Here is a 17593-nt window from a genome sequence, read left to right as displayed (position 1 = left end):
GATGAACGCCATCGACGTCTTCAGCGCGGTCGACCAGCCGGATCTCTGGGCGGCCCGGGCCCAGATGGCGCTCTCCCTCGCCTGGCACATCGTCATCGCCTGCTTCGGCGTGGGCTTCCCGACGCTCGTTCTCATCGCCGAGTACCGCAGCCGACATGGCGGCGGCGCGGTCTACGACGCGCTCGCCCACCGCTGGGCCAAGATCCTCGGCATCCTCTTCGCCGTGGGCGCGGTGTCCGGGACGATCCTCTCGTTCGAGATGGGGATCCTCTGGCCGCGCCTCATGGCAACCTTCGGCTCCGTCCTCGGCCTGCCGTTCGCGATCGAGGGCATCGCGTTCTTCATCGAGGCGATTTTCATCGGCATCTACCTGTATGGCTGGGATCGCCTGCCGCCGACCGTCCATCTCCTCACCGGCCTGCCGGTCGTCGTGGGCGGGATCGCCTCGGCGTGGTTCGTCGTGACCGCGAATGCCTGGCTCAATCAGCCGGTCGGCTTCACGCTGACGAACGGGGTCGTCAGCGGCGTGGACCCGTGGGCTGCGATCCTCAACCCGGCGACGCCGGTCGAGACGACCCACATGATCCTCGCCGCGTTCATGGTGAGTGGGTTCGGCGTGGCGGCGGCCCACGCCTGGGGGCTCCGCCGGAACCCGGCCTCGCAGCTCCATCGGACGGGGTTCCTCATCGCGTTCTCCCTCGGCGCGATCCTCACCCCGGCCCAGATCGTCGTCGGCGATGCGGCGGCCCAGTTCCTCGCCACGAACCAGCCGATCAAGCTCGCCGCGATCGAGGGCCTCTACCAGTCGCAGCGGGGGGCCCCGCTCTCGATCGGCGGGATCCCGGTGGACGGCGCGATGCACTTTGCCCTCCAGATCCCGGACGGGCTGTCGCTCCTCGCGTTCCGCGACCCGAACGCCCTCGTCGTCGGCCTCGACACCGTTCCGGCTGCTGACCGGCCGCCGGTCCTGCCGGTCCACCTCGCCTTCCAGGTGATGGTCGCCATCGGCTTCGGCCTCCTCGCCCTCGGAGCCTGGCTCGCCTGGTCGTGGTGGCGACGCCGGGACATGCCGCGCTCGAGACGGTTCATCCTCGCCGCCATCGCGGCCGGCCCGGGCGCCGTCGTCGCGATGGAGGCCGGATGGATGGTCACCGAGCTCGGTCGTCAGCCGTGGATCGTCTACCGGGTCATGCGGGTGGAGGACGCGGTGACCGCGGCGCGCGGGCTCCCGATCGGGTTCTTCACCCTCATCGGCGTCTACCTCGCCCTCACGGCCGGCACGATCCTCGTCCTCCGCCGGACCCTCGCCGCGATGCCGGAGGACGGCCCCCCGTCATGACCACGGCCGACGCCATCCTGTTCCTCACCTGGGCCGGCCTCACGGCGTATGCGCTGTTCGGTGGCGCCGACTTCGGGGCCGGTTTCTGGGACCTGACGGCCGGCCGCCGTCAGGGCGCCGCGATCCGTGACCTCATCGAGGACACGATCGGCCCGGTGTGGGAGGCGAACCATGTCTGGCTCATCTTCGCCATCGTCGTGGTCTGGACCGCGTTCCCGGTGGTCTTCGCCGCGGTCGCGTCGACCCTCTACATCCCGCTCACGCTCGTCGCCATCGGGATCATCCTCCGCGGCTCCGGGTTCGCGTTCCGGAAGTCCGTCGCGGATCCCGATCTGCGGCGCCGCTTCGGGATGATCTTCGGGCTTTCATCGATCGTCACACCGTTCTTCCTCGGGGCGATCGCGGGAGGTGTCGCATCGGGCCGGGTGCCGCCCGGCAATGCGGCCGGCGATCCGATCGGCAGCTGGCTCAACCCGACGTCCGTGCTCGGCGGCGTCCTCGCGGTCGGCCTGTGCGCGTTTCTGGCGGCGGTCTACCTCACCTCGGATGCTCGACGGACCGGCGACGCCGCGCTCGTCGAGGCGTTCCGGGGACGGGCGCTCGCGAGCGGCCTGACGGTGGGCACCGGCGCCCTCCTCGGCATCGTCGTCATCCACGCCGATGCGCCCACGCTGTTCGCCGGTCTGACCGCCGGCGCGCTCCCGCTCGTCGTGCTTTCCGCCGTTACCGGGATCGCGTCGCTCGCACTCCTCGCACGGCGCCGGTTCGCCCTCGCCCGCGGCACCGCCGGCCTCGCGGTCGGTGCGGTTCTGTGGGGCTGGGCGGTGGCCCAGTACCCGTATCTGCTCGTGGGCTCGTTGACGATCGACCAAGCGGCCGGCCCGCCGGCGACCCTCACCGCGCTCCTCATCAGCCTGCTCGTCGGCGCCGTCCTGGTCGTTCCATCGATGGTCGCCCTGTTCGTCCTCGCCCAGCGCTCGCGCGCCTGACGCGTCCCGTCAGCGGGGGGCCGATCGCGGCGCCGGTCCGGGAGCGGCTTCAGGGACCGGATCGGGGACCGGCCGGTCGGCGTCGCTGAATGGCACGGCGAACCAGAAGCGCGCGCCTCCACCGTCGCGATTCGCCGCACCGAACGTGCCGCCGTGGGCCGTGATCGCGCTCGCGACGGTCGCCAGGCCGAGCCCGGCGCCGCGATGCCGGCCCCCGGCACCCTGCTGGAACGGCTCGAACAGGGCGCTGATCGGTGCGCTCCCAACGCCGGGTCCGCGATCGAGGACCTCCACGACGAGGCTCCTGTCCATTGCCGCCGGTTCGATGCGGCAGTGGACCTCGACGCTGCCACCGCTGCCGCCGTGGACGATCGCGTTGGCGATGAGATTGCCGACGGCGTGCTCGATCCTCGTCCGGTCGACCCGGGCGACGACGTCGGGCGCATCCACGGTGACCTCGACGCTCCGCTGACGGGCGAGGCCGTCCAGCCCTCGGACGACGCCGAGGAGCAGCTCGTTGACACGGACCGGCGCGAGGACGAGCGCCCGCGCGTCCACGCCGACGGCGGCGAGCTCGAGCAGGCTCGTCGAGAGACCGCTGAGCCGGATCGCGTCACCCCGCGCCTGGCGGAGCGCGTCGCGGAGCTCGTCCGGCGTGGCATCGTCCCGATCGACGAGATCGAGCTCCACCCGAAGAGAGGCGAGCGGGGTGCGCAGCTCATGTGACGCCATGGCGACGAACAGCCGCTGGCGCTCGACGGACTCAGCGATCCGGTCGAGCATCCCGTTGAGGGTGACGGTGAGCTGGCCCACCTCGTCCGCCCGGTCCGGGGCGTCGAGCCGCCGCGTGAGATCGTCCGGGCCGAGGGAGGAGGCGGACTCGATGAGGCGGTCGATCGGTCGCAGCGCCCGCCGCGCGAGGAGCCAGGCCACGAGCACGGACGCGGCTCCGGTCGCCGCTCCCGCCCCGACCAGCACGCGGGCCAGCGCGGCCTCGGCATCGGAGATCGATCGGAGGTCCGCGCCGGTCACGATGATCGTCCCATCCTGGGCGATCGTGGTCAGGACGAGATACTGCCGGCCGCCGAGCTGCTGGACGCCCGCCACTGGGAGGATGCCTGGCGGCGTGTCCGCGCTTGCATCAAGACGCACTCCGGCCGGTGAGAAGAGTGCGGCGAACACGCCTGGGGCGGCCTGATCGGTGTTCTGGAGTCCCGACTGGCCGGCGTTCTCGACGGCGGTGAGGACGGCGTCGGCGCGAGTCTGGATGGTCATCCCGAGCGACGCTCGAAGCGCACCGTCCATCTGCCACCAGACGAGGGCGCCGACCACTGCGACGGTGATGACGAGCCCCACGGCGTAGGTCGCGGCGAGCCGCGCCCTGATCGTCACGTCACGATGGCGCGGGCTCGCGCTCGGCGGCGGGACCGCCGGGGCGGAGTGTGTATCCGACGCCGCGGATCGTCTCGATGGACGGGTCCCCCGGGCCGGACGACAGGGCCTGGCGGAGGGCGCGGACGTACACATCGACGATCCGGGGGTCGCCATCGAAGGCCCAGTCCCAGACCTGGTCGAGGATCGTGGAGCGGGGGAGGACCTGGTCCGCCCGCCGGGCGAAGAACTCGAGCAGCGAGAACTGCCGTCCGGTCAGCTCGAGTCGCCGCGATCCCAGGGTCGCCCGGTGGCTCGCCGGATCAAGCTCGAGGGTCCCGACGATGAGCGTCGGCGGACGCTCGCTCGTGCCGCGACGGTCGAGCGCCCGGAGGCGCGCCTCGAGCTCCGCGAATGCGAACGGCTTGACGAGATAGTCGTCCGCACCCACGTCGAGGCCGCGTACCCGGTCCGTGACCGCGTCCCGCGCCGTGAGCATGAGGACGGGCGTCCAGTCGCCCTTGGCACGAAGCTCGGCGCACAGGCCGAACCCGTCGCCGTCCGGCAGCATGACGTCGAGGATGAGGACGTCGGAGGTCGTTTCCGAGAGGAACCAGCGCGCTTCCTCGAGGGTGCCCGCGACCTCGACGGAGTGACCGGCGCGATGGAGTCCGCGGACGACGACCGATCGAAGGCGCTGGTCATCCTCGAGCATGAGGATCTTCATGACGTCATCATCCACCCTTCATGTGAATCGATCGTGAATCGGTGGCCGCTCCCGATTAACCGAACGCTCACGACCCGGGGAGCAGGCTACCTCCAGATCGGGCAGATGCCCCGGTCGTCGAAGTGGAGCATCCACCATGAAGCTCGATCGATTTCGCGCCCCGGCGCTCGCCGCAACCGCCGTCCTCCTGATTTCCGGAGGCGGGATCGCGTTCGCCGGCAACCCCACCCCATCCCCGACGCCGAACGTGACGGTCGTCGGACCGAGCACCCAGACGGGCGGCACGGGCCAGCTCGGCGATCAGCTGACCCCGGACGTCACCGTGCCCGGAGTCGCCGCTGAGTCGGCCACCGAGTCGACGACGATCGCCGCAGAGTCAGCCACCGAGACGGCGGCGAAGGCCGGCATCGAGACGGACGGCCCCGGCGGCCACACGGACATCGGCGGCCAGAACGTCGACTTCCAGTCCAACGTCCAGCAGTAACACCCTCCCACCTCACTCCGGGCCGGCCGGTGCCATCGCAGGCGCCGGCCGGCTCTCGCCATGAGCGCGGTCCGGGCGTTCCGGCGCGCTCGGCTGGGCGACTGCCCGCAGCCTTGGGCGTGGCTCGGCAGCGTCGCTTACGCGCCCGGTGCGTCGTAACGTCGAGCAGCCGGGGCGTGCGAGGCCAGATCCGACCGGGGATGGATCAGAGCGCGCACGGCCGGGCACCCGGACACGGCCGCGAGGCCGACACATCGCGCACATGACGCACCCCGCGCGTACCCGACACACCCGCAGTCCACGCGTACGGACGCCCCGCACCCCGCGCGCACGGGCGCCCCGCGGTCCGCGACGTCTCGGGGATATTCGGGGCTCCTCCGTCCGCATGCGATAGGCTCTCCCGGCCATCGGCCGAACGAATCGCCGACGATCTCAGGAGTGATCCGTGCTGACCTTTCCCCAGGCGATCATCCTCGGCCTCCTCCAGGGGGTCACGGAGCTGTTCCCGGTCTCGAGCCTCGGGCACTCGGTCATCCTGCCGCAGCTCCTCGGCTGGACGGACGTCGTCGCTGCTCAATCCGCCAAGGAGTCGTACTTCCTCGCCTTCCTCGTCGGCCTCCATGTCGCGACCGCGACCGCGCTCCTCATCTTCTACCGGCGGACGTGGATCCGGATCGTCGGCGGCGTTCTCGGCTCGCTCCGTGACCGGCGGATCGAGACGCCGGAGGCGCGGCTCGGCTGGCTCCTCGTGGTCGCGACGATCCCGGCCGGGCTTGCCGGGCTCATCTTCGAGCACACGTTCCGCGTCGTCTTCGCGACGCCGCTGTTCGCGGCCGGGTTCCTCGTCGTCAACGGCATCATCCTCGCCGCCGGGGAGTGGCTCAGGCGACGAGCCTCGGGGCGCGACATGGCCGTGCCGCGAGGCGCGATCCGGGCCGCATCGCCGACGTCCCGGACCGGATCGGCGGCAGTGCGTCCGGCATCGTCGGCGGCGCGCGCGTCCGCGGACGAGGAGGCCGCCGAGCGACGGCTCGGTGCCCTCGGGTTTCCCGTCGCGGTCATCGTGGGTTGCGCCCAGACGTTCGCGCTCCTCGCCGGGATCAGCCGGTCCGGCATCACCATGGTCGCCGGCCTCGTCCGCGGCCTCGATCACGAGGATGCGGCCCGGTTCTCGTTCCTCCTCGCGACACCGATCATCCTCGCCGCCGGCGTCTACAAGCTGCCGGATCTCATCGGCCCGAACGGCGACGGCGTGCGGACCCAGATCCTCGCCGGCAGTGTCGCGGCGGGCATCGCCGCCTACCTGTCAGTCCGATTCCTCACCCGCTATTTCACGACCCGCACGCTGACCCCGTTCGCCATCTACTGCGTCGTCGTGGGGACGCTCGCTCTCGTCAGGTTCGGGTAAGCGCGGGCTGTGGGCCCGGGCTGTCTCAGGGGCCGCGCTCCGGTCGAGCGTCAGAGGGAGGGGGCAGGCACCACCGCCCCTGCGCTCGCCTGGACGGACTGGTCCGGTGTCATCGCCGGGTCGGAGCCGGCGGCGAAGAAGAAGCAGCCGGCTCGATCGAAGGTCACGGCGACCTCGTCGCCCCGGTTCCACGGACGCTCGTCGTGGATGCCGACGAGGCGCGTCCCGTTCGCGAGGACGACGGCGTGATCGTAGCCACGACCGCGAAACGCGACGTCGGCGACCCGGCCCCGGAGGCCGTCGCCCGCCTCGCACGCCTCGCTCGGCGGTCCGAGACGGACCGCCGACGGTCGAACGAGAAGTCGGCCCGCCGCATCCGTCGCCGCCGGCGCGGTCGCGCGCGCACTGATCGGCGGGCCCTCGCTCGCGGCGATCCTCACGAGCGGCGCGCCGCCGCCGTCCACCCCGACGACGACGACTGCGACCTCACCGGCGAGTCCCGTGAACCGGGCGACGAACGTCGTCGCCGGCCGTGAGTAGATGTCCTGCGGCGCGCCGAGCTGGACGAGACGCCCGCCGTGCAGCACGCCGACGACGTCGGCCAGCGCGAACGCCTCGCTCTGGTCGTGGGTGATGTAGATGGAAGTGGCGTTGGCGTCGCGAGCGAGCGTCGAGATCTCGACCCGGAGTTGCTCCCGGAGGTTGGCGTCGAGGTTCGAGAGCGGCTCGTCGAAGAGGAGGAGGCCGGTGTTCGCGGCGAGCGCGCGCGCGAGGGCCACTCGCTGCTGCTCGCCGCCGGAGAGCTCGTTCGGGTACCGTCCGGCGAGCCCGGCCAGACCGACCCGCTCGAGCATCTCGTTCGCCCGCCGTGCCGCATCGGCCGTCGCAAGGCGCCGCCGCCGGAGCGCGAAGCGAACGTTCTCGACCGCGGTCAGGTGCGGCCACAGGGCGTAGTCCTGGAAGACCATCGAGAGATCGCGCCGCTCCGGGGGCGCGTGCCGGACCCTGTCCGCGACGATCCGGCCGCCGATGGCGATCGTGCCGCTGTCGAGTCGCTCGATCCCCGCGACGCAGCGGAGGAGCGTCGTCTTTCCTGAGCCTGACGGGCCGAGGAGCACGAGGAAGGCGCCCGGCGGCACGTCCACGGTCACGCTGTCGAGCGCGACCTTCGATCCGAACCGCTTCGTCACGCGCTCCACACTGACCGCCGGCGGATCGTGCCGCTGCAGGCCCGTCGGGTCTCCGGCGCTCCGCCTGAACTGCATCAGGTGGGACCGAGGCCGCGGCGCCATCCGCGCGGGGCGAGGAGTCGGAACAGGCCGAGGGCGATCACGATGACCGCGAACTCCTCGACGAGGGCGACGACCGTCATCGCGGTGCCCGTGTCGTAGTGGAGTCCGGAGACGTATAAGTTGATCGCCACCGAGACCGGCCGCGATCCGGGCGGATAGAGGAGCTGCGAGACCGGCAGCTCGAGGAGGGTCTTGGCGAAGGTCAGCAGGGCGCCCCAGAGGAGGACCCGCGAGAGGACCGGGACGACGGTCCGACCCCATGCCGCGAGCGCGGAGCTGCCGTGGACTCGTGCTGCGAGAACGAGCGACTCCTGGAGCTGGGAGACCGGCCCGACCATGAGGCGTGCCTGTTGCGGGAGCGCGGTCGCGACGTAGCCCATGATGAGGAGCGGCGTCGTCTCGTACAGATCGAGGCCAAGGTTCGTCAGGCCCGGCAGGTTGTAGGCGAAGATGTACCCGGCGGCGAGGACGATCCCCGGCAGGGCGACGGACCCGAGCAGCACGAGGTCGGTGATCCGGCCCACCCGCCCGCCGCCGCGCGACGTGAGCAGGCGCGCCACGGCGAGACCGAGCACCACCGTGACGACCGCCGCGATCACCGCGAGGCTCGTCGAGAAGATGAGCGGGTCGGCGAGACCGAGATCGCCGGCCAGGACCTGGCGATAGCTTTCGAAGGTCAGCGCCTGGAACGAGAAGCTCGTGCCGAAGTCCTTGAGCAATGACGCGACGACGGCCCCCAGGACGGGAGCGCCGAGGGCGATGACGAAGAGGACCGCCGTTGCGATCGTGGCGATGGTTCTGGTGGTGGGCCGGAGGCGGGTCCGGGCCGGGATCCGTGTCCGACCCGAGACCACGGCGAACGTCCGGCCTCGCAGTGCCCATGCCTGGACGAGGATCGGGATTGCCGCGCTCGCGACGAGGAGCCAGCCGATCGCGGCGGCGAGCCCGAAATCCGCGGGATTGTTGTTGATCGCCTCGAAGAGGACGTACGTGGCGACCGGGAAGTGGGCGCTGGCCGCCAGTGTGGACGCCACGCCGAAGTCGCTCATCGTCTCGGCGAACACGATCGCCGCCGCGGAGAGGAGGCCTGGGGCGAGGATCGGAATCATGATCCGGGCCGTCCCGACGGGTCCCGCGCCGTGGACCCGGGCCGCCTCCTCGAACTCCGAGCCGAGGTTGAGGAGCGCAGCCGAGATCGTGATGTAGGCGAACGGGAGGGCGGTCATGGACAGGACGAAGACGACGCCGAGTGGCCCGTAGAAGGCGGTGAACAGGGCGGATGTATCGAGTCCGAACTGGGAGAGGACGCCACCCGGCTGAAGGAGGTACTCCCAGCCTTGGGCGACGAGGAAGGAGGGGATGAGGAGGAGGACCCAGACGAGGACCGGCCAGAGGCGTCGGCCCGGCAGGTCCGTGCGGTGGACCCCCCAGGCGAGGAGACCGCCGACAACGACGGCGATCAGCGACGTCGCGACGCTGACGACGAGCGAGTCGACGAGGCCGACGACGGTGGTCGCCCCGAACGCGTGCTCGATGTTGGCCAGGGTGAACCACTCAGGACCGGTCCCGAAGAGGCGGGGCGAGAACGCCTGCACGAGGAATGCCGCCATCGGGACGACGAGGAGCGCCCCGATGGCGAACCAGAGCGCGATCGGCAGGCCGAGCCGCCCGATGCGACCGAGGACCCGACTTCGGGAGATGCGCGCGATGGGCCCGAGGTCCGGGTCGACGAACGCCCGCCGGCCACTCGGGCCGGCAGGCGCCGCGTCGGTCCGTCCGGACCCCATGGTCATGGGACGATCGTGTCGCTGAACCACCTGTTGATCGTCGACTCCAGGGGACCCCAGGTGTACGGATCGATCGCCTTGGCGGGGACGGTGGACAGCACAGGCAGCTGTGGCAGGGCGCTGACGCCGTCGACGATCGGCCAGTACAGCGAGTCACCGGTCGGGTCGCCGCCCTGCATGACCTTCTGGCCGGCCGGCGAGAGGACGTAGGCGGCGAACGCCTTCGCCTCGGCGATGACCGCGGGGGAGGCCTTCGCGTCGATGCCGATGACGCCCGGGATGGGCGTCGACGGATCGATGAAAGCGGTCTTGATGGATGGGTTCGCGATCCCGGCGCCGATGCCGGCCGAGCTCTGGATCAGGGCGATCCTGATCTGCTTCGTCTCGAGCTCGTGGAGCGTGTCCGGGTTGGTGTTGTTGACCTTGAGGCCGTTCGCCTTGAGCTTGGTGAAGAACGCCTCACCCTGGCTGACGCCGCCCGCGTAGTTCATGAGACCGGCGACGAATGGATACGTCGGTCCGGACACAGACGGATTGTTCATCCCGACCGCGTTCTTCCACGGAGCGGTGAGCAGATCGTTCCAGCTCGTCGGCGGTGCCGTCACGACCTTCGAGTCGTAGACGAGCGTGCCGGCCATCGTGACGCCGGTCGGGATGTAGCTCGTGTCGGCCGGGATGAGCGATCGCCCGACGGCGTTGAAGGGCACGTTCGGTTCGTACCCCCGCAGCAGCATGCCCTGCTTGTCGAGCGCGGCGAACGCCTCGGCGCCGTCCACCCAGAGGACGCCCCACTTCGGGTTGTTCGCCTCTGCCTGGATCCTGACGAGGAGGGGTCCAGTGCTGTCGTCGACGAGCTGGGTGGGGATGCCGGTCGCCGCCTGGAATGCCTTGACGACCGCCGAGTCATAGCCCTGGGCCGAGTAGACGATGAGCGGGACGTTGGCGTAGCTCGGAGCTGCGCTCGGCGCCGCCGACGGCGTCGACGGGGCGGTCGCGGCGTGTGCGGCGGTGGCCGGCGGTGGCGCCGTCGGCGGCGCGGCGGTCGCGGTCGGGACGGGGCTGGGCGTCGCGGAGGCGCTGCATGCGCCGGCGACGATTGCGAACACGGCGATGAGGGTCGGCATGGAACGCCGAGGTGCCTGAGGCAACGGGGGATCCTCCCTGGCGAAGCGTGACGGGGACCCCATAAGTCGACCGTAGTCCGATGAACGGTGTGTTACCTCGGGATTGCCGTTTCATGCATGCTGGCGACGATCGTCAGTGCCCATCGACAGGTCGCCAGGGAGATCGATCGGCCCGGACGACCGCTATGTCGATTTCGGCCGAGTCGTTCGTCGTTACGGTGTTGGACCCATCCACACAGGAGGACTCGACGATGGCCACCTATCTGCTCGCCTATCGCGGCGGCGGCATGCCGGCGACACCCGCCGAGCAGGCGAGGGTCATGGAAGCCTGGGGCGCCTGGTTCGGGAGGCTCGGCGATGCCGTCACGGACCCGGGCAACCCGATCGGCGCCGCGAAGACGATCGCCTCGAACGGCTCCGTGAGCGGCGACGGCCGGAGCTCCCTCAGCGGCTACAGCGTCATCACGGCGGACAGCCTGGATCAGGCGATCGCGCTTGCGAAGGGGTGCCCGGTCCTCGAGGCGGGGGCGACGATCGAGGTCTGCGAGACGTTCCCGGCGATGTGACCCGGCGCGACACTCGCACCATCCCAGCCCGACGCCCGCCGAGCAGTTCGGCGGGCGTCGGCACGTTCAAGAGCTTCTCGTCCCACCGTCCGCGCGATCCTCACGACCGACGCGGGGCGGGCGGTCATCGCTCGCCGGCAGATGCCGCTTCGCTGTCGACCAGGCGCAGCATATCGATCGTGTCGCTCAGGTGAGTGTTGAAGATCGTCCGTGCCACGTCGAGCAGCTCGAACAACTCGGGGTCGGGGACGCGATAGATGATCGTGGTGCCCCGGCGCTCGGTGGCGAGGATATTCCTTCCGCGGAGGACGGCGAGCTGCTGCGACACGGACGATCCCGGCGCGCCGGTCGCCTCCTGGATCTGCGTCACGCTCAGCGGACCACCCCGAAGAAGCTCGAGGATCCGGATGCGGAGCGGATGTGCGAGCGCCTTGAAGAACTCCGCTTTGAACTGGCGGAGGCGCTCGGCGTCATCGCCGCGGGAGTCCTGGCGTGCCATGGTCGCGTAGGTCCCTCTGTGGTTGGGCCCACCGATCGCAAATCTGAGGCTGGTTTCCGGGCCTTCGGGCGCAGTATCCTACCGTGCCCATGTATTGTCTATCTGTTATCTTGCAGGATAATCGCCAACGTGATAGAATGAGGGCGACAGACGGTGGCGCCTACCGCGCCGGAGGGGTCGTCCGGGAGGCGTTGCCCGGACCCTGGGAGTTTATGTTCAGTATCTCGAACGGGAGTGCGTCCGGCCGCAGAGCCCGGCGGGGCGACTCGATCGCGGAGGCGTGATGGAACTGTCGGCGTTGCTGCAGGAAGCGGAAACGGCGTCGCCCATGCATCGCATCGAGTGGCGCGACCGGATCGCCGCCCACGGAGCACGGGCCATCGAGGGCGTCCGGCCGTGGCTCGTCAAGCCGACCCTGGCTGCTTTTGCGATCCGCGTCATCGAGCGGGCCGGCACGAACGGGGAAACTCCGCTGGCGATCGAGGTTCTTCGATCGGCCCGGTCGACCGTGCCCCCGGCCGAAAAGGGCGACATCGACTGGTCCCTTCACCAGCTGCGGCTTCGAAGCAAACCGGCACCGGCGACCGTACCCTCGCCGACTCCAGCGACCCCGACAAGGCAGGTTCATCGCGAGCGCCCTCACCTCTCGACTGTCGCCCGCCGGCGCGTGCGCTGAACGGCTCGCGCCCTGTCGAGGGCGTCGCCATCGAGCCCCCGCCCGCGCCCGACGCTCCGTCGCCGGGTCACCGGCGCGTGGGATCGCCTCGTCCACTACTTGTTCTGCAGACTTCAAGACTTGGAATATATAATTAAGAAGGCCGATACCGCGCGATCTCTGTCTCGCGGGTGATCACGGCGAGACAGAGGTAGAGGACCCGAGTGTCGATCGCGAGCGCGCTCGGGGGAGCGGCTGATGCGTCGCTCCTTGCCGCCGTCGCGGTGCTGCTCGTGCTGTCGACCGTCGCGGCGATCGCTCCGCGCTCGAGGGCGAACCCGCAGGCCCTGTCTCTGTCGCTCTCGGCCCTGGCGTGCGTCGGCATCTTCGGTCTCGGGGTGAGCGTCATCGCCTCCGGGACGCCGCTCCTCGCCAGCGCCGGCGACGTCCTCGGGTTCGCCCTGATCCACGTCCGGTACGACCCGCTCGGCGGGCTGTTCCTCGTCGTCCTCGGTGTCGCGGGCGCCGCGAGCTCGGTGTTCGGCATCGGCTACACGGCCCATGGCGCTTCGGGCGATCGGACCGCCGCTGCCTACCCGGTGTTCATCGCCAGCCTGGCGCTCGTATTCGGCGCAGACGACGTCTTCGCGTTCCTGTTCGCCTGGGAGATCATGGCGTTGAGCTCGGCAATCCTCGTCGTCGGATCGCGTCCCAGCGCGGATGTCGCGCGCGCCGGTTACCTGTACCTCGCGCTGACCCATCTCGCGACGGCCGCCCTCATCATCGCGTTCGCGATCCTTGCAGCGACCGCGGGCTCGACGAGCTTCGGTGCCTTCGGCCAGGCCGCGGCGCGCCTCCCGCCGGGGGCACGTGACATCGTCTTCCTGCTCCTGCTCCTCGGCTTCGGCACAAAGGCCGGTGCCATCCCGTTGCATGTCTGGCTGCCGAGGGCTCATCCGGTCGCGCCATCGCACGTCTCGGCACTCATGTCCGGGGTGATGATCAAGGCCGGTGTCTACGGGATCGTCCGCTTCGGGCTCGACCTGCTCGGCCCGGGTCCGGAGTGGTGGGGCCTCCTCGTCCTCGCGATCGGCGTCGCGTCAGCGGTACTGGGCGTCCTCTACGCGTTGATGGAGCACGACCTCAAGCGCCTCCTCGCCTTCCACAGCATCGAGAACATCGGGATCATCCTGATCGGCGTCGGGGTCGCGATCCTGGCTCTCGGTGACGGCGCGACCGCCCTCGCTGCGGTCGCGCTCACCGCAGCACTCTTCCACACCCTCAATCACGCGCTCTTCAAATCCGTCCTCTTCCTTGCCGCCGGCTCGATCCAGTCGGCTGTCGGGTCTCGGGACCTCAACGTCCTCGGCGGACTCGCCAGGGCGATGCCCGTCACCGCTCTCGCGTTTGGGATCGGCGCCGCGGCCATCAGCGGGCTCCCGCCACTCAATGGCTTCGCCAGTGAGTGGCTGACGTTCCAGGGCCTGATCGGTGCGGGCGGCGATCCCGCGCTGTCGCTCGTTGCGCGGTCGGCGGTGCTCCTCACGGTCGCGGGTCTCGCACTGACCGCCGCCCTCGCGGTCGCCTGCTTCGTCAAGGCGACCGGGATGTCATTCCTCGCTCTGCCGCGCAGTCCCGGAGCGGCGGGCGCTCGAGAGACCGGTCGAACGATGGGTGCCGCCATGGCGAGCCTCGCCATCGCCTGCATCGGCGTCGGGATCGCCGCAGGGCCGGTGTCGAGCGTCATCCTCGAGGTAGCGGGTGAGCTTGTCGGGTCGGGATCCCATGCCGCGGCGACCGGGGCAGTCGGCGGGATCGGCGCCGTGTACGCTGCCGCGCCGCTCACCGTCCTCCTGGTCGCCATCGCCGGCGTCACGTGGCTCGTCGGCGTGCGCCGACGGCAGACCCGCCGGACCGCGACGTGGACGTGCGGCATCGTGCCCGAGCCCGCGTTCGAATACACCGCGACGAGCTACGCGAAGCTCATCCGGCTGTACTTCGGGCCGGTCCTGCGACCGGTGCGCGAGATCTCGGTCGAGTTCCACCCCGGCACGCCGTTCGCGCGCACGGTCCGCTACCGGGGCGAGGTCAGCCACCTGATCGACGAGCGCCTCTACCGGCCGCTCCATCGTGCGGCGATCGATGCCGCGCAGCTCGTCCGCCGCCTCCAGTCCGGCAGCCTCCAGCTGTATCTCGCGTACGCTGTCACGGCGCTCATCGCGCTCCTCCTGCTCGCCCACGCATGATCACTCCGACGGTCGTGCAGACGCTCGTCCCGGCCGTGATCCAGGCGGCGCTCACGCTCCTCGTGGCGCCGCTCCTGCTGGGGATCACGAAGCGGGTCAAGGCGCGCCTCCAGTACCGCCGAGGACCCTCCCTCCTCCAGCCGTATCGGGACCTCGCGAAATGGTGGGCGAAGGAGTCGGTCGAGAGCGACGCGGCGAGTCCACTGACCGCGGCGGCGCCGGCGATCGTTCTCGCCACGGTTGTCGTGGCCACGCTCCTCGTGCCGATGGTCGCGGTCCGTGCGCCCCTCGACGGCTGGGGCGACCTGCTCGTGGTCGTCGGTCTCATGGCCCTCGGACGGTTCGTCCTCGCCCTCTCGGCGCTTGACGCCGGCAGTGCCTTCGGCGGGATGGGGAGCAGCCGCGAGGTCGCGATCGCGACCCTCGTCGAGCCGGCGCTCCTCCTCGCGCTGACCGGCGCCGCGCTGGCGGCGGGGTCGACCGATCTCGGCACGATCGCGGCGCGCGGAGCCGCCTCGGGGATCTCCTGGTACACCCCGGCGCTCCTGCTCGCGGCCGCCGCCTACGCCATCGTCGCCGTCGCCGAGACCGGCCACGAGCCGGTGGACAATCCCGACACCCACCTCGAGCTGACGATGATCCACGAGGGGATGCTCCTCGAGGCGTCAGGCCCGCGCCTGGCGATCCTCATGTATGCGGCCGAGCTCAAACTGGTCCTCGTGGTGGGTCTGTTCGCCGCCGCATTCCTGCCGCTCGGCGCCGCGGTCGACCTGACACCGCTGGCACTGGTCATCGCGATCGGCGCCGCACTCGCGAAGCTGGTCGGGGCCGCGATCGTTCTTGGCGTGCTCGATGCCGCCCTCGCGAAGCTGCGCCTCCTCGCCCTGCCGGGCCTCCTCGCGACTGCCTCGATCATCGCCGCGATCGGTCTCGCGACCCGCCTGTGGTTGCCGGCATGAGCCTCGATCCACGGACGGCGAGCCAGATCGTCGACGCGTGCGCGGCGGCGATCGTCGTGCTCGGTATCGGGCTCGCCGCCACCCGCTCGATCGGACGGTCGATCTGGCTCGTGGCGATCCAATCGGCGCTCACCGGCGTCGCAGCCCTCGGCGTCGGCCTGGCGACTGGCGCCGGCCACCTCCTGATCGGCGGGCTGCTCGCGATCGTCGTCAAGGGTCTCGTCGTTCCGCTTGTCCTCGGCTCGATCCTGCGGCGCTCGGCGGTGCGGCGCGAGCGACACCCGCTGATCGGTCCGCGCACCTCCCTCGTCGCGGCGGTCGCGATCGTCTTCGCCGCGAGTGTGGCCGCGGATGGGGCGTTCGTCGGGGCGAGCGTCGCAGCGAGCCGGGGCCTGCCCGCTGCCATCGCCGAGGTGCTCACCGGCCTGCTCATCGTCATGACCCGCCGCAAGGCGCTGTCCCTCATCGTCGGCCTGCTCGTCTTTGAGAACGGGATCGCCCTGACAGCCTTCTCGCTGACCTATGGGATGCCCCTCGTCGTGGAACTCGGCGTGCTCTTCGACCTGCTCATCGCGGTCGTCGTCGCGTGGGTCTATGCGCGCCGCATGCTCGACGTCCTCGGCAGCACCTCGACCGATCGCCTGCGGAACCTGCGCGGATGACGGAGCTGCTCGTTGCGCTCATCGTCGCCGCTCCCACGATCGCCGGCCTCGTTGCCTGGTTCGCCGACGATCGGCGGGCGAGTCGCCTGGCGGGCGGCGGTCTCGTGACGGCGCTCGCGGCGGGACTCCTCCTCGCGGCGCGGGTCTTCGTCGAGGGCCCGCTCCGGGCGTTCGGCGGCCAGGTCGTCGTCGACGCGCTGGGCGCGTACGTGGTGGTCCTCGTCCTGGCCGTCGCCGCGATCGCGGTGGCCGGTTCACCTGGTCACCTGGCTCACGAGCGTGCGGCCGGGCTCCTCCGTCCGCACGACACCGGCCGCTACTACGCACTTCTCCTCCTGTTCGCCGCCGGTCTCGCCGCGGTCCCGCTCCTCGACAACCTCGGGCTCGTGTGGATCGGGATCGAGGCGACGACGATCGTGTCGGCGCTCCTCGTCGGTTTCGCCCGCACGCCCGCAGCGATCGAGGCCGCCTGGAAATACCTCATCCTCGGCTCGATCGGGATCGGGTTCGCCCTGCTCGGGACCCTCCTCCTCTACGCCTCGTCGGTCGGCGCGCTCGGCGAGACGAGCGACGCGCTTGACTGGACCCGTCTGATGGAGATCGCGCCGCGGCTCGATCCGGGCCTCGTCCGCCTGGCGTTCCTCTTCGCGCTTGCCGGGTATGGGACGAAAGCCGGCCTCGTGCCCTTCCACACCTGGTTGCCGGACGCCCACAGCCAGGCCCCGAGCCCGATCTCGGCCCTCCTGTCGGGCGCGGCGCTGGCGGTCGCGCTCTACGCGCTCGCCCGGTTCCACCTCGTCACGGCGGCCGCCCTCGGGTCGGCGTTCTCCTCGACGCTCCTCGTCGTCTTCGGCCTCCTCAGCCTCGCTGTGGCGCTCCCGTTCATCGTCGCCCAGGGTGATATCAAGCGCCTCCTCGCGTACTCGTCGATCGAGCACCTGGGACTGGCGACGCTGGCGCTCGGCTTCGGGGGCCATCTGGCGCTGCTCGGGCTGAGCCTCCATCTGATCAGCCACGGTCTGGCCAAGTCGACCGCCTTCCTCGCCGCGGGGCGCCTCGTCGCCGAGCGGGGGAGCCGCCGGATCGGCCGTCTGGCTGGCAGTCTCGCCCGCTCGCCGGCGGACGGACGGGCGCTCGTCGTCGCGGCGCTCGTGCTCGCCGGGCTGCCGCCGTCCGGCGTCTTCGCGGCCGAGGTTGCGATCCTGCTGGGTGGCGTGCAGGCAGGCTGGGGCCTGGCCGCGGGAGCGGCGGCGGCGATCCTCGCCCTCGCAGTCGCCGGCCTCCTGTTCCACGTCATGCGGGTGTCGGTCGGGCCGGCCGGACGGCCCGGGCCGATTCCGGAACCCGGCCCTGCCGCGGGTCGGTGGGCGTTCCTTCTCGGGGTTCCCCTGACCGCCGTCGTCGTCGCGGGGCTCTGGACACCCTCGCCGCTCGCCGCTGTGCTCGAGCAGGTCGCATTGGTGCTCGGAGGGGGACGTGGCTGAG

At 70.8% G+C, this 17593-nt stretch carries 16 protein-coding genes; 10 read left to right on the top strand and 6 right to left on the bottom strand.

Features of this window, described 5'->3' with window-relative positions:
* Position 1: 1 nt before the first annotated feature.
* On the top strand, positions 2-1339 hold the full coding sequence (locus tag IVW53_06510) for a cytochrome ubiquinol oxidase subunit I (protein MBF6605220.1): 1338 nt from the start codon (positions 2-4) through the stop codon (positions 1337-1339).
* A complete protein-coding gene (locus tag IVW53_06505) occupies positions 1336-2328 on the top strand; it encodes a cytochrome d ubiquinol oxidase subunit II (GenBank protein MBF6605219.1) in 993 nt (330 codons plus the stop codon). Before IVW53_06510 ends, IVW53_06505 begins: the two co-directional genes overlap by 4 nt.
* A gap of 9 nt (positions 2329-2337) precedes the next feature.
* On the opposite strand, the gene IVW53_06500 is transcribed toward IVW53_06505, so the two are convergent.
* Together IVW53_06500 and IVW53_06495 are read right to left on the bottom strand one after the other, a co-directional pair.
* Positions 2338-3720, bottom strand: a complete 1383-nt coding sequence (locus tag IVW53_06500; protein MBF6605218.1) for a HAMP domain-containing histidine kinase — start codon at positions 3718-3720, stop codon at positions 2338-2340.
* A gap of 1 nt (position 3721) precedes the next feature.
* Complete coding sequence (locus IVW53_06495; protein ID MBF6605217.1) at positions 3722-4426, bottom strand: response regulator transcription factor; 705 nt, start codon at positions 4424-4426, stop codon at positions 3722-3724.
* A 136-nt stretch (positions 4427-4562) separates the two neighbouring features.
* Here IVW53_06495 and IVW53_06490 point away from each other — a divergent pair, with 136 nt between their 5' ends.
* Both IVW53_06490 and IVW53_06485 read left to right on the top strand, forming a co-directional pair.
* Entirely contained in the window at positions 4563-4910 is a 348-nt protein-coding gene (locus IVW53_06490; protein MBF6605216.1) for a hypothetical protein, read from the top strand.
* 445 nt (positions 4911-5355) lie between these two features.
* Positions 5356-6318 carry an undecaprenyl-diphosphate phosphatase gene (locus IVW53_06485; protein ID MBF6605215.1) on the top strand — a complete coding sequence of 321 codons (963 nt, stop codon included), beginning with the start codon at positions 5356-5358 and terminating at the stop codon, positions 6316-6318.
* 50 nt (positions 6319-6368) lie between these two features.
* Here IVW53_06485 and IVW53_06480 read toward each other — a convergent pair whose 3' ends face one another.
* The 3 genes from IVW53_06480 to IVW53_06470 are packed head-to-tail and all read right to left on the bottom strand — an operon-like array spanning position 6369 to position 10521.
* The gene (locus IVW53_06480; GenBank protein MBF6605214.1) at positions 6369-7583 is read right to left on the bottom strand and encodes an ABC transporter ATP-binding protein; all 1215 of its coding nucleotides are present in this window, start codon (positions 7581-7583) and stop codon (positions 6369-6371) included.
* The gene (locus tag IVW53_06475; GenBank protein MBF6605213.1) at positions 7583-9403 is read right to left on the bottom strand and encodes an iron ABC transporter permease; all 1821 of its coding nucleotides are present in this window, start codon (positions 9401-9403) and stop codon (positions 7583-7585) included. Before IVW53_06475 ends, IVW53_06480 begins: the two co-directional genes overlap by 1 nt.
* On the bottom strand, positions 9400-10521 hold the full coding sequence (locus IVW53_06470) for an extracellular solute-binding protein (protein ID MBF6605212.1): 1122 nt from the start codon (positions 10519-10521) through the stop codon (positions 9400-9402). Before IVW53_06470 ends, IVW53_06475 begins: the two co-directional genes overlap by 4 nt.
* Positions 10522-10772: 251 nt before the next feature.
* On the opposite strand from IVW53_06470, the gene IVW53_06465 reads away from it, so the two are divergent.
* Positions 10773-11087 carry a hypothetical protein gene (locus IVW53_06465; GenBank protein ID MBF6605211.1) on the top strand — a complete coding sequence of 105 codons (315 nt, stop codon included), beginning with the start codon at positions 10773-10775 and terminating at the stop codon, positions 11085-11087.
* A gap of 124 nt (positions 11088-11211) precedes the next feature.
* On the opposite strand, the gene IVW53_06460 is transcribed toward IVW53_06465, so the two are convergent.
* Positions 11212-11586: a winged helix-turn-helix transcriptional regulator gene (locus tag IVW53_06460; protein ID MBF6605210.1), complete on the bottom strand. Its 375-nt coding sequence runs from the start codon at positions 11584-11586 to the stop codon at positions 11212-11214.
* Between the two features lie 328 nt (positions 11587-11914).
* Here IVW53_06460 and IVW53_06455 point away from each other — a divergent pair, with 328 nt between their 5' ends.
* The 5 genes from IVW53_06455 (at position 11915) to IVW53_06435 (ending at position 17592) form a co-directional block, all read left to right on the top strand.
* A complete protein-coding gene (locus tag IVW53_06455) occupies positions 11915-12262 on the top strand; it encodes a hypothetical protein (GenBank protein ID MBF6605209.1) in 348 nt (115 codons plus the stop codon).
* A gap of 203 nt (positions 12263-12465) precedes the next feature.
* Entirely contained in the window at positions 12466-14487 is a 2022-nt protein-coding gene (locus IVW53_06450; protein MBF6605208.1) for a hydrogenase 4 subunit B, read from the top strand.
* Complete coding sequence (locus tag IVW53_06445; GenBank protein ID MBF6605207.1) at positions 14484-15446, top strand: NADH-quinone oxidoreductase subunit H; 963 nt, start codon at positions 14484-14486, stop codon at positions 15444-15446. Before IVW53_06450 ends, IVW53_06445 begins: the two co-directional genes overlap by 4 nt.
* Positions 15443-16108, top strand: coding sequence for a hypothetical protein (locus tag IVW53_06440; GenBank protein MBF6605206.1), 666 nt, complete (start codon positions 15443-15445; stop codon positions 16106-16108). Before IVW53_06445 ends, IVW53_06440 begins: the two co-directional genes overlap by 4 nt.
* Entirely contained in the window at positions 16105-17592 is a 1488-nt protein-coding gene (locus IVW53_06435) for a hypothetical protein (protein ID MBF6605205.1), read from the top strand. Before IVW53_06440 ends, IVW53_06435 begins: the two co-directional genes overlap by 4 nt.
* Position 17593: the final 1 nt, after the last annotated feature.

This window comes from Chloroflexota bacterium (assembly GCA_015478725.1).
Taxonomy (GTDB): domain Bacteria; phylum Chloroflexota; class Limnocylindria; order Limnocylindrales; family CSP1-4; genus C-114.
Note: the sequence above shows the minus strand (reverse complement) of the source record. Positions and strands in the feature narration are given on the sequence as shown.

Bases quoted from the DNA above. Each gene is read 5' to 3' on its own strand.
- IVW53_06470 (MBF6605212.1), bottom strand. From the start codon at position 10,521: ATGCCGACCCTCATCGCCGTGTTCGCAATCGTCGCCGGCGCATGCAGC.
- IVW53_06465 (MBF6605211.1), top strand. From the start codon at position 10,773: ATGGCCACCTATCTGCTCGCCTATCGCGGCGGCGGCATGCCGGCGACA.
- IVW53_06455 (MBF6605209.1), top strand. From the start codon at position 11,915: ATGCATCGCATCGAGTGGCGCGACCGGATCGCCGCCCACGGAGCACGG.
- IVW53_06475 (MBF6605213.1), bottom strand. From the start codon at position 9,403: ATGACCATGGGGTCCGGACGGACCGACGCGGCGCCTGCCGGCCCGAGT.
- IVW53_06460 (MBF6605210.1), bottom strand. From the start codon at position 11,586: ATGGCACGCCAGGACTCCCGCGGCGATGACGCCGAGCGCCTCCGCCAG.
- IVW53_06510 (MBF6605220.1), top strand. From the start codon at position 2: ATGAACGCCATCGACGTCTTCAGCGCGGTCGACCAGCCGGATCTCTGG.
- IVW53_06495 (MBF6605217.1), bottom strand. From the start codon at position 4,426: ATGAAGATCCTCATGCTCGAGGATGACCAGCGCCTTCGATCGGTCGTC.
- IVW53_06435 (MBF6605205.1), top strand. From the start codon at position 16,105: ATGACGGAGCTGCTCGTTGCGCTCATCGTCGCCGCTCCCACGATCGCC.
- IVW53_06440 (MBF6605206.1), top strand. From the start codon at position 15,443: ATGAGCCTCGATCCACGGACGGCGAGCCAGATCGTCGACGCGTGCGCG.
- IVW53_06445 (MBF6605207.1), top strand. From the start codon at position 14,484: ATGATCACTCCGACGGTCGTGCAGACGCTCGTCCCGGCCGTGATCCAG.
- IVW53_06490 (MBF6605216.1), top strand. From the start codon at position 4,563: ATGAAGCTCGATCGATTTCGCGCCCCGGCGCTCGCCGCAACCGCCGTC.
- IVW53_06505 (MBF6605219.1), top strand. From the start codon at position 1,336: ATGACCACGGCCGACGCCATCCTGTTCCTCACCTGGGCCGGCCTCACG.
- IVW53_06480 (MBF6605214.1), bottom strand. From the start codon at position 7,583: ATGCAGTTCAGGCGGAGCGCCGGAGACCCGACGGGCCTGCAGCGGCAC.